Below are 11,588 nucleotides of genomic sequence, written 5' to 3' on the forward strand. Positions count from 1 at the left end.
GAAGGGAATCCGTGGCGGTAACTACGCGAACCCTTGAGATTCCGGAGGGAATCGACCCGGTTCAGGTGCTGGGGCCAGAGGATGCAGTCATCGACAGGATTGAGCGTGCCTTCCCGGCAGTGTCCATCCTGGTTCGTGGCAATCGGATCATGCTGCGCGCACAGGACCGACAGGGCGACGTTCAGGCGGCTCAGATCCGGGATTTACTGACCGAACTCATGCAGACCGCCGATCAGGTTCCCGTGGATGCCGATCAGGTGGGGCGAATACTGGACCACCGCCGTTTGGGGGCCGTTGACACTTACTCCCACCCAGAAGAGCAGAAAATTACAGATAACAATGCTGCAGACCAAACCCTTGTAGACCACAGAACCCAGGATCGGACTACGACAGACAGTACTTCTGCAGACCGCAGTTATCGGGGAACAAGCGTTGCAGAACCGGATGAGGACAGCACCCTGGAAGACGTCGACCAATCCCGTCAGGTTGCCGCCAGGGCAGTTCGTAGCCGCCCCCTGACCCAGGCCTCCAAGGGTCCGATTAGACCCAAGACCGCTGGCCAGTCCGCCTATGTGGCGGCTATTGAGACGCATACCATCACCTTCGGCATTGGCCCGGCTGGAACTGGCAAGACCTATCTGGCGGTGGCCAAGGCGGTTCAGGAATTTCGGGCCGGACGCATCGGGCGCATCATTCTGACCAGGCCTGCCGTGGAGGCGGGGGAGAGTCTGGGCTTCCTGCCTGGCACCCTCAATGAGAAGGTGGATCCCTACCTGCGGCCCCTCTATGATGCCCTGGCTGACATGTTGGGCACCTCGCGGCTCCACCGTCTTCTGGCCGACGAGACCATTGAGGTGGCCCCGCTGGCCTATATGCGCGGGCGCACCTTGAATGATGCCTTCGTCATCCTGGACGAGGCGCAGAACGCCACTCGCAGGCAGATGAAGATGTTCCTGACCCGCCTGGGCTTCAACACCAAGATGGTCATCACCGGCGACGTCACCCAGGTGGATCTGGGCGGGCCAGCATCTGGTCTGGCCACCATAGAAGATGTGCTGCGCGGCATCGACGATATCGCCTTTGTGCACCTGCAGGCGGCTGATGTGGTGCGTAATCGGCTGGTCGGGCAGATTGTCCGGGCCTACGACCGTGCTGATCGGGCCCGCAGCCGGGGACGGGAGCAGGCATGAGCGTAGAAGTGACCAACGAGACCCAGTGGCTGATCGATGCCAAGACCTTCTCTGACCTAGGGGTATGGGTTTTGGACCAGATGCAGGTGAGCACGCAGTCCGACATGACCATCATCTTCAACGATCCCGAGCCCATGGCGGTGCTGCACGAGCGCTGGATGAACCTGGCCGGCCCTACTGATGTCATGAGCTTCCCCATGGACGAGCTGCGCCCCGGTGACGAGAACCATCGACAGGAGGGCATCCTGGGCGACATTGTCATCTGCCCCTGGGTGGCTGCCCAGCAGGCCCTGGCAGCCGGCCATTCCACCATGGAGGAGATGCTGCTGTTGGCCATTCACGGCACCCTGCACCTGCTGGGATACGACCACGCCAGCAGGGAGCAGGAGGCGCAGATGTTCGGTCTGCAACGCCAGCTGCTGCTGACCTTCCTGGCTCTGCGCCAGGGGCCTATCGTTGATGCCGCGCTGCCGGCCGGGGCCACCAACGCTCTCGAGATCTATGAGCGGTACGGCCGTGGTGCCCATCAGAGAGGCAGATCCCATGAGTGAACGGACTATCGTCGCCCTGGTGATCATGGCTCTGGCCGCCATCGCCCTGGTCGTACTCTCCCTGGCGCTGGCCGAGGCCCAGGGGGCGCTCAACCGGGTGACCCGATCCAGTCTCAACAATTTGATCCTGGGCCTGCAGACCGACCAGGAACTCAGCCAGTTCGCCAGGATGAAGCGGATCGACCGCATTCACCAGGCCCAGAGCCTGATTTCCCAGCGGCAGGTGACGGGAAGCGCCTGTGCCTTTTTCCGCATAATCTGTGACATCATGGTCGGTGTCCTGGTGGCCTGCATGGCTGCTCTTGGTGGCCTACCCCTCTGGGAACAGCTGCTGTGCGGGGTGATCATGGCCATCCTGGTGGCCGCCGTCTCCGTCACCCTGGGTCCGCATGGCCGCTCCCGCCAGCCCATGGAGGCACTGCTCAAGCACGTTCGCCTGGTCGGGCTGGCCGTTCTTCTGACGCCTTTCAAGCGCCGTCGGCAGGCTGAAGCCCGCTCCCGCAAAAACCATCGCGGCGACCTTTCCGACGACGAGGAGCTGGAGAAAATCCAGATCGAACAGGGCCGTGCCATGGTCGACCAGCTGGTGGAGGCCGGTGCCTTCGATCCGGAAATCTCCGAGATGCTGAAGAACGTGTTGACCCTGTCGACCACACTGACCCGCGAGATCATGGTCCCTCGCACCGACATGATTTGCATCTCAAAGGATGCCAGTCTGGATTCGGCCATGAAGCTTTTCTCCCGGTCGGGATTCTCACGTATTCCTGCCATCGGGGACGACGTAGATGACCTGGTCGGCATCGTCTACCTGAAGGACGTGGTCCGGGCCCTGGCCTTCAACCACAAGGGTGACAGATCGGTCGCCTCCATCATCCGTCGGCCCGTTCTGGTGCCAGAGTCCAAGCCGGTGGACGACCTCTTCCACTACATGCAGCGCTCCCGCCACCACCTGGCTGTGGTTGTGGACGAGTACGGGGGCATCGCAGGCCTGGTCACCATTGAGGATGCCATTGAGCAGATCGTGGGTGAGCTGGAGGACGAGCACGACCGGGTCCAGCACGACGAGCCCAAGCAGATTGGTCCGCACACCTGGCAGCTGCCGGTCCGCACGCCCATCGCCGACCTGGAGGAGCTTTACGAGATCACCATCGATGAGGACGATGTGGATACGGTCTACGGTCTGCTGACCAAACTGCTGGGCTCCGTGCCCGTCTCAGGCTCGTCGGCGGTGACGCGCGGTATTAGGCTGACCGCAGGCGAGGCGGTCGGCCGCCGCAAGAAGATCGCCACCATCGTGGTCGAACCAGCCAACGGATCCAGCATCGCCCTGGAGGACGGTGCAGAACAAGAAGACGAACAGGCCGACAGGGATCAACCCGAGCAGGACAGTCAGGAGAATTCATGACCAAGGAAGAACAGAGCGATGCCAAGGTGCCGGTCCACCGATCGGGATTCGTGGCAGTAGTGGGCCGACCCAATGTGGGCAAGTCCACCCTCATGAACGCCCTGGTGGGCAGGCCCATCGCCATAGCTTCCTCCCGGCCGGAGACTACCCGCAAGGCCATCCGGGGGATTATGACCCGTCCTGAAGCCCAGGTGGTCCTGGTGGACACCCCAGGCATTCACCGTCCTCGCACCCTGCTGGGCCAGCGGCTCAACGACGTGGTGGAGGCCTCCCTTTCGGACGTGGACGCCATTGCATTTCTGCTGCCTGCCGATCAGGCCATCGGCCCCGGCGACCGCCGCATTCTCAGCCGGCTGCGGTCCGACTTCGCCCGCAAGGACAAGGACGGCAAGTGGGTCTGGCGAAAGCCTTTGATTGCCGTAGTGACCAAGATTGACCAGCTGAGCAAAGGCCAACTGGTGGACAAGCTCCTGGAGATTGGCAACTTTGCCGACTTCTCGCAGATTGTTCCGGTCAGCGCACTGGAGGCTGACAACGTGGACGAGGTGGCCCAGGTGTTGATGGATGCCATGCCCGAGGGACCTCAGCTCTACCCTGACGACCAGCTGACCGAGGAGCGTCCCGAGGATATGATTGCAGAGATGGTCCGCGGAGCCTACCTGGAGGAGCTCGACGACGAGCTGCCCCACTCCCTGGCCGTCCGTGTGGAGTCCATTGAGCCGGATTCGGAGGGCGGGCGCGACACGGTTCACATCGGCATTTATGTAGAGCGCGACTCCCAGAAGCCCATCGTCATCGGACGGGGGGCCGAGCACCTGGTACGGGTGAAGAAGAAGCTGCGGACCGCCGTCAACCGGACTATGGGCCGCAAGGTCCGGTTGGATCTGCACGTCAAGGTGGCCCGCAACTGGCAGACCGACCCCAAGCAGCTGGAGCGCCTGGGGTTCTGATCCTGCTCAGCGGCGGGGTGCCGGGGTGCGCTTGGCCGTGTACATCCGGGTGTTGAGCAGGTCGGCGTAGCGCTCGATGACCTTGGGCCGAATCACCTTCATGGATGGTGTCATCAGTCCGTTGTCCTGCGTGAACTCCTCGGGCAGGATGATGAACTTGCGGACCGACTCGGCCCGTGAGACCCCTTCGTTGGCCCGGTCCACATACTCCTGGACCTCGGCCCGGACCACTGCGTTCTGCGCCGCCTCCTGCAGGGACATGTTGCGATCCAGGCCCTTGGAGGCCAGCCAGGGCCGCAGAGCGGACTCGTTCAGGGTGACCAGGGCCGAGATGAAGGGCCGCTTGTCGCCCAGAACCAGGGCCTGGGAGACGATCTCGGAACGCTCGATGACCTCCTCTATGGGCCTGGGGGAGACGTTCTTGCCGCCGGCCGTGATGATCAGGTCCTTCTTGCGTCCGGTCAGGAAGAGGAACCCATCACGGGAGAGCCGCCCCAGGTCGCCTGTGGCGTACCAGCCGTCCTCGGTGAAGGAATCGCGGGTGGCCTCCTCGTTCTTGTGGTAGCGGTGGAATACGCAGACGCCCTTGATCTGCACCTCGCCGTCCGAGGCGATGCGGATGGTGAATCCCGGGAAGGGGATGCCCACCGAGCCCCTGTGGTAGGGGGTGCCCAGGGGATTGAAGGCGCAGGGTGCGGTGGTCTCGGTCAGGCCGTAGCCCTCGTAGACCGGCACATTGGCGCCGCGGAAGAAGCCCAACAGTTCAGGGTCCAGGGGAGCGCCTCCGGAGACGATCCACTTGGCCCGTCCGCCCAGCACCTGGCGTAGGGAAGAATAAACCAGCGGGTCGTAGAGGGCTCGCCGCAGGGCGCTGCGCCTGGTCGGCCAGCCCTTACGGGAGATGTCCTCCATATAGGTGCGTGCCGCCCGTGCCGCCCCGTTGAAGATCCTGCCCTTGATGCCATGCCCGGCCTTTTGGGATGCGGCGTTGTAGACCTTTTCGAAGACCCTGGGTACGCCGATGATGACCGTGGGCTTGGACTCCTGCAGGTCCGACAGCAGGGTGGCCAGTCCGGAGGAGATGTACACGTGCATGGTCCCGTAGACGACCCCGTAGCTGATGGCCCGGGCGAAGGTGTGGGCCTGGGGCAGGAAGAGCAGGATGGATCCATCCGGATCGTGGGTCAGATTGGGGATGAAGGCGTTCAGGTTTCTGGCCAGCTGGCAGTAGTGTTCATGGGTCATCTCCACGCCCTTGGGGGCCGCTGTGGAACCGGAGGTGTAGACGATGGAGCAGAGGTCCGTCTTCCGTATGGAATTGATCCGCTCGTCGAGTTCGGCATCGCTGACCGATTCCCCATAGGCCTGCAACTCCTGCAGGGCACCGGACTCCAGGCAGGCGATCCGCTCCAGGGTGGGGCACTCCTTGTCGGCTCCTTCGGCCTTGGCCCGCATCTCAGCGGTCTGCACCACCAGCAGCCTGGCATCGGAGTTGTTGACGATGAATCGGATCTGCTCGGCCGAATCGGTGTCGTAGATGGTGGCGATGACCCCGCCGATGGACAGGACGGCGGCGTCCACGATGTCCCACTCGTAGCTGGTCCTGCACATGAAGGCCACGGCATCACCCTTTTTCAGCCCGTAGTGCAAGAAGCCCTTGGCGGTGGTCCTGATGTCGTGCAGAATCTCTCGGCCGGTCCGGTAGGTCCAGCTCCCGTTCTCCACGAAGTGCAGGACCGGCTGGTCTGGGGTGCGGCGGGCCCGGTCGGCGTAGATGTCATAGACGGTCATGTCGTCAGGCACTGGTCCCATGCCGGCGGTGGTTGCCGAAAGCAGTCCCGAGGCCGGATCCATTCTCGAGGTCGTGGCGTAGTCGGCCGACCAGAAATGCGTGTTGGGCAGGGAGAGGGACTCCTCGGCGGTCCGAGGCGCGGCCTGTGACGGATTCGCATTCTCCTCGCCATTCGGTCCCTCCCCATGACCCACCTGGTGTGCCACAAAAGATTTGACCGATGCTAGTAACGACACGTTGTCTCCTTCAATAATCGCGGGATATGTCCAGAATAGCCGCCTACTTGGAGAAGGGCGGGCCCGGTGCTAGAGTAGCCACGTTGCTTTGGCGAGGGAGGCTTCATGGCCTCCGTTATCGACTCGGCTGGATCATCGGCGTCCTTTCCTTTTGGGCGGTCCGGAATCCGACGCGGCGATGCGCCAGGACCGGCCCAGGTCGGTCTTGAGGAACCATTCAAGGAAGGAAGCCAACATGGCTAATACCATTAAGCTCGAGGGCGAAGTCCGCGATCAATTCGGCAAGGGGGCGGCACGCCGCATGCGCGTGGCCCAGCAGATTCCCGCCACCATCTACGCCGGTGGCGCCCAGCCCGACTACATCAAGCTGCCCATGCGCGAGACCACTCTGGCTCTGCGTCGCGCCAATGCCCTCTTCTCCATCAGCTTCGGCGAACAGACCAAGACGGCCGTGGTCAAGGACGTGCAGCGCAACCCGGTCAAGCGCCAGGTGGAGCACATCGACTTCTATGAGGTCCGCGCCGGCGAGAAGGTCACCGTGGAGGTGCCCGTCTTCGTCAGCGGCGAGACCAAGGGCGCTGCCGTGGCCCTGATTGACACCCAGAACCTGCAGGTCCGGGCTGACGTGTCCAACCTGCCCGAGCGCATCGACATCAGCGTTGAAGGCCTGGCCGAGGGTGACAAGATCCTGGCCAAGGACATCAAGCTGCCCGAAGGTTCCGAGCTGATCATCGACGATATGGAGGAATCCATCGTCTCCGTCGAGATCCCCAAGGAGGAGAGCCTGGAGACCCCCACCGAGGAGACCGATCAGGCCGAGGCGGAAGCTGCTCCGGAGGCCGACGACCAGGGCGAGTGAACCCAAAGGTTCAATTTGCAAGGCCGTGGGATCATCACGATCCTGCGGCCTTTTTGTCCAAGACGGTCACAATGCGAAATGCGCCGGACAGGTCAAGGCCTGCCTATGCGATAGTTCGGGTACCGGGCATCGCCACAAGCATCGCACCCGAGCAACCAAATACAGTAGCAAGAAGAAGTGGTAGATAATGGCAGAGCAATCACATCACGACCCGAAGGCACTCAATGAGTTGGCGGACGCTTTCAAGGTCATTCCCAACGATCATCCCGCCTCTGACGAGGAGCGTGCCCGGCTGATTGACAAGCCCGCCTTCGGCCAGCTCTTCTCGGACAATATGACCCACATGGGATGGACTTCGGAAGGCGACTGGAAGGATCGCAGGGTTGAGCCCTACGGACCGATCAGCCTGGATCCGGGGGCCTCGGTGCTTCACTACGCCCAGGAGGCCTTCGAGGGACTCAAGGCCTACTACCACGACGACGGTTCCATCTGGCTCTTCCGGCCTGATGCCAACGCACAGCGCTTCTACAACTCAGCCAAGCGTCTGGCCCTGCCCCCGCTCGAGCCCGATGATTTTCTGGGATCGGTCGCGGCCCTGGTCCGCCGTGACGCAGCCTGGGTGCCCAGGCGGCGCGAGTACACGCTCTATATGCGTCCCTATATGTTCGCCTCCGAGCCCTTCCTGGGCGTGCGCGCCCCGCATGCGGTGGACTATTGCGTCATCGCCTCGCCCTCGGGACCCTACTTCGCCGGTGGTGTCAAGCCGGTCAGCATCTGGGTGGAGGACAAGTGGTTCCGCACCGGCCCAGGCGGAACCGGTTTCGCCAAGTGCGGCGGCAACTATGCGGCTTCCCTGCTGGGGGAGAACCGCGGTGCCGAGCACGGCTGCGAGCAGGTCTGCTTCGTCGACGCGGCCACCAAGACCTACCTGGAGGAGCTGGGCGGCATGAACATGTTCACCGTCCACAAGGACGGGCACCTGGAGACCCCCAGCCTGACCGGAACCATTCTGCCTGGTGTCACCCGCAACTCCCTGATCACTCTGGCCCAGGATCACGGTCGCGACGTGGTCGAGACCATGATCCGTCTGGACACCCTGCTGGACGACATCCGCTCGGGCGAGGTCACCGAGGTGTTCGCCTGCGGGACTGCTGCAATCATCACCCCGATCGGGCGCTTCAGGTCCGAGAACTTCGACGTCCAGGTGGCAGACGGCGGTTCAGGCAAGGTCACCATGGACTTCCGCAACGAGCTCCTGGGCATCCAGCTGGGTGAAATCGAGGATCCGCACGACTGGATGTGGAAGGTCTGCTGAGCGCTGACCTCATTCCAGCCTGACAGGTCATGAAAGGAAGGCGGCTTCAGGGCGAAATGTCGCCCTGAAGCCGCCTTTCTCATATTTGTGGCCTTGCGCACATCACCGGCCTGTTCAGCTCTGTATTTGGCTAATCTATAGACGGATTTGAGTGCGGGACGATTCCGGGAGGAGAGGCGCGGGATGAAGACGGCCTTGGAGGGGAACCTGATCTTCATGGTCATCGAGTACCTGGGCATCTTGAGCTGCGGGCTTTCGGGCGGTCTGGCTGCCGTGCGCAAGGGCTACGACATCATCGCCATCCTCCTGGTCTCCTGGATCAGTGCCCTGGGCGGCGGGGTGGTCCGTGACGTTCTTCTGGGTCAGGTGCCGCCCAGTGGCATCACCGACAAGGGCTCGGTCATCGTCACCCTGGCTTCCGGCCTGGTGGTGGCTGTCGCACATCCCGAAATCAGCCGTATGACCTGGTCCATGCTGGTCACCGATGCCATGGCCCTGGGATCCTTCGCCGTCAACGGGACCGCCAAGGCCCTGATGTGTGGAACCGGCGGCATGACGGCCATCTTCATGGGGATGGCAACGGCCCTGGTCGGGGGACTGCTGCGAGACATCCTGCTCAATCAGGTGCCTGCGGTCATCCAGGACCAGCACTGGTACGCGCTGCCTTCCCTGATCGGTTGCCTGCTGACCCTAGCCTCCACGCGCGCTCAGCAGCATGGCCTCTATCCGGCCCGGGTCGACATGATCCTGGACCTGGCCATCGTGGCCCTGGTGGTCGTCCTGCGCATTATCTCGGTAAAATTCGACATCCTGGTGCCTGGGGCAGTGGACCGGCACTCGGCCCGACTCCCACTCAGCGACGCCCAGTTGGCCAGGGCCATCCGTCACCTGATGCGTGGCCGGTCGAATATCAGTGTCACCATCAAGCACACCGACGAGGACCCGGATGCCAAAAAGGGCCGGTGACCCAAGCGCTTGGGTCACCGGCCCCAATGGGGCACCCGGTTCAGAGGGCGTTGACGGCGTTGGCCAGACCGGACTTGCGGTTGGCGGCCTGATTACGGTGAATCACACCCTTGCCGGCGGCCTTGTCCAGACGGCGGGCGGCCACCTGGTAGGCAGCCTGAGCGGCCTCCTTGTCACCGGCATCCACGGCCTTGCGCACGGAACGCACGGAGGTCTTGATTGCGCTCTTGACCTCCTTGTTGCGCAGGTGCGCCTTTTCGTTGGTGATGACCCGCTTCTTCTGCGACTTGATGTTTGCCAATGTTGCTCCAAACGATGAATGTATCTGTACAGACAACCCACCATACTAGCACCCGACCGGGAGAAGAATCCGCCAGAGGCGGGTGCTTCGGCCCAGGGCATCGTCTAGAATCGTTAGACCAGACGTACGTGAGGAGAGCAGACCGGTGCAGGAAGCCAAGAACCAACCAGGATTCACCGACCAATCGCTGATCCGCAACTTCTGCATCATCGCCCATATCGATCACGGCAAATCCACGGTGGCCGATCGGATCCTGCAGCTGAGCGGGATTGTGCCCAAGCGCGAGATGCACGACCGGTTCCTGGACAGGATGGACATCGAGCAGGAGCGCGGCATCACCATCAAGTCCCAGGCCGTTCGCCTGCCCTGGGTCAAGGACGGCGTCGAATACACCCTGGGCATGATTGACACCCCCGGTCATGTGGACTTCACCTACGAGGTCTCCCGGGCCCTGGAGGCCTGCGAGGGTGCGGTCCTGCTGGTGGACGCCACCCAGGGCATCGAGGCGCAGACCCTCTCCAATCTCTATATGGCCCTGGAGGACGACCTGACAATCATCCCCGTCCTCAACAAGATCGACCTGCCCTCGGCCGAGCCGGACAAGCACGCTGAGGAGATAGCCAACCTGATCGGCTGCTCCACGGACGAGGTGCTGCGGGTATCGGGCAAGACCGGCGAAGGTGTTCGCGAACTGGTGGACCGTATCGTGGACCGGATACCGGCCCCCAAGGGGGATCCCAAGGCCCCGGCCCGGGCTCTGATCTTCGACTCGGTCTACGACTCCTACCGGGGAATCGTCACCTACATCAGGATGGTGGATGGTGAACTCAAGGAGCGCCAGAAGATCCGCATGATGGGCCGGGGGACCGTGCACGACCCCATCGAGCTGGGCGTGATCAGCCCCGATATGACCCCTACCAAGGCCCTGGGTGCCGGAGAGGTCGGCTACGTGATCACCGGCGTCAAGGACGTCAGCCAGTCCAAGGTGGGCGACACGGTCACCACCGAGGCAAATCCCGCCGAGGAGCCCCTGCCCGGCTATCAGGATCCCCAGCCCATGGTCTATTCCGGGCTTTTCCCCATTGACAACGCCCAGTTCCCCGAGCTGCGCGACGCCCTGGACAAGCTCAAGCTCAACGATGCCGCCCTGGTCTACGAGCCTGAGACCTCCGTGGCCCTGGGCTTCGGATTCCGCTGCGGCTTCTTGGGGTTGCTGCACATGGAGATCGTCACCGAGCGCCTGAGCAGGGAGTTCGGCATGGACCTGATCGCCACGGCCCCCAACGTCACCTACCAGGTGACCATGGAGGACGGCAGCGAGCACACGGTGACCAATCCCAGCGAGTTCCCCGACGGCAAGGTGCGCCAGATTCTGGAACCCGTGGTCAGCGCCGACATCATCACGCCAAAGGAGTTCATCGGACCGGTCATGGAGCTCTGTCAGGACCATCGCGGGCAGATGGGGACCATGGAGTACCTGAGCCCCGAGCGCGTCGAGATGCACTACCGGATGCCCCTGGCCGAGATCGTCTTCGACTTCTTCGACCAGCTGAAGAGCAGGACCAAGGGATACGCCAGCCTGGACTACCAGCCGGACGGGACCCAGTCCGCCGACCTGGTCAAGGTGGACATCCTCATCCAGGGGGAGAAGATCGACGCTTTCTCGGCCATCGTCCACAAGGACAAGGCCTACGCCTACGGGGTGATGATGACCAAGAAGCTGCGCAAGCTGATTCCGCGTCAGCAGTTCGAGATTCCCATCCAGGCCGCCATAGGGTCCCGGATCATCGCCCGGGAGACCATCAGCGCCCTGCGCAAGGACGTGCTGGCCAAGTGCTACGGAGGCGACATCACCCGCAAGCGCAAGCTGCTGGAGAAGCAGAAGGCGGGCAAGAAGCGCATGAAGATGCTGGGACATGTCGAGGTGCCCCAGGAGGCCTTCATCGCCGCTCTGAGTACAGGCCAGGCCCAGGACCGGGACACCAAGGACAAGATACGGGCCGCCGCCAAGAAGGAGGGCTGA

The 11,588-nt window shown here is 62.9% G+C and carries 10 protein-coding genes; 8 read left to right on the forward strand and 2 right to left on the reverse strand.

What is annotated here, in order from left to right; genetic code table 11:
* The first annotated feature begins 11 nt into the window (after positions 1–11).
* Genes H3T89_RS02010 through era form a run of 4 tightly spaced genes read left to right on the forward strand, consistent with a single transcriptional unit; the run spans position 12 to position 4,096 of the window.
* Positions 12–1,190, forward strand: a complete 1,179-nt coding sequence (locus tag H3T89_RS02010; RefSeq protein WP_198216075.1) for a PhoH family protein — start codon at positions 12–14, stop codon at positions 1,188–1,190.
* Positions 1,187–1,741, forward strand: coding sequence for an rRNA maturation RNase YbeY (ybeY, locus tag H3T89_RS02015; protein WP_198216076.1), 555 nt, complete (start codon positions 1,187–1,189; stop codon positions 1,739–1,741). Before H3T89_RS02010 ends, ybeY begins: the two co-directional genes overlap by 4 nt.
* Positions 1,734–3,146, forward strand: a complete 1,413-nt coding sequence (locus H3T89_RS02020) for a hemolysin family protein (protein ID WP_198216077.1) — start codon at positions 1,734–1,736, stop codon at positions 3,144–3,146. Before ybeY ends, H3T89_RS02020 begins: the two co-directional genes overlap by 8 nt.
* A complete protein-coding gene (era, locus tag H3T89_RS02025) occupies positions 3,143–4,096 on the forward strand; it encodes a GTPase Era (RefSeq protein WP_198216078.1) in 954 nt (317 codons plus the stop codon). Before H3T89_RS02020 ends, era begins: the two co-directional genes overlap by 4 nt.
* Positions 4,097–4,102: 6 nt before the next feature.
* On the opposite strand, the gene H3T89_RS02030 is transcribed toward era, so the two are convergent.
* Positions 4,103–6,124 carry an AMP-dependent synthetase/ligase gene (locus H3T89_RS02030; RefSeq protein WP_198216079.1) on the reverse strand — a complete coding sequence of 674 codons (2,022 nt, stop codon included), beginning with the start codon at positions 6,122–6,124 and terminating at the stop codon, positions 4,103–4,105.
* Positions 6,125–6,359: 235 nt separating this feature from the next.
* On the opposite strand from H3T89_RS02030, the gene H3T89_RS02035 reads away from it, so the two are divergent.
* The 3 genes from H3T89_RS02035 (at position 6,360) to H3T89_RS02045 (ending at position 9,264) form a co-directional block, all read left to right on the forward strand.
* A complete protein-coding gene (locus H3T89_RS02035) occupies positions 6,360–6,983 on the forward strand; it encodes a 50S ribosomal protein L25/general stress protein Ctc (protein ID WP_198216080.1) in 624 nt (207 codons plus the stop codon).
* Positions 6,984–7,170: 187 nt separating this feature from the next.
* Positions 7,171–8,298 (forward strand): branched-chain amino acid aminotransferase, encoded by a 1,128-nt coding sequence (locus tag H3T89_RS02040; protein WP_198216081.1) that lies wholly within the window; start codon positions 7,171–7,173, stop codon positions 8,296–8,298.
* Positions 8,299–8,481: 183 nt separating this feature from the next.
* Positions 8,482–9,264, forward strand: a complete 783-nt coding sequence (locus H3T89_RS02045; RefSeq protein WP_198216082.1) for a trimeric intracellular cation channel family protein — start codon at positions 8,482–8,484, stop codon at positions 9,262–9,264.
* Positions 9,265–9,304: 40 nt separating this feature from the next.
* On the opposite strand, the gene rpsT is transcribed toward H3T89_RS02045, so the two are convergent.
* The gene (gene rpsT / locus H3T89_RS02050) at positions 9,305–9,565 is read right to left on the reverse strand and encodes a 30S ribosomal protein S20 (RefSeq protein ID WP_015021872.1); all 261 of its coding nucleotides are present in this window, start codon (positions 9,563–9,565) and stop codon (positions 9,305–9,307) included.
* 145 nt (positions 9,566–9,710) lie between these two features.
* On the opposite strand from rpsT, the gene lepA reads away from it, so the two are divergent.
* Positions 9,711–11,588, forward strand: coding sequence for a translation elongation factor 4 (gene lepA / locus H3T89_RS02055; RefSeq protein ID WP_110417241.1), 1,878 nt, complete (start codon positions 9,711–9,713; stop codon positions 11,586–11,588).

Source organism: Bifidobacterium sp. W8114, assembly GCF_016101165.1.
In the GTDB taxonomy this organism is placed as follows: Bacteria; Actinomycetota; Actinomycetes; order Actinomycetales; family Bifidobacteriaceae; genus Bombiscardovia; species Bombiscardovia asteroides.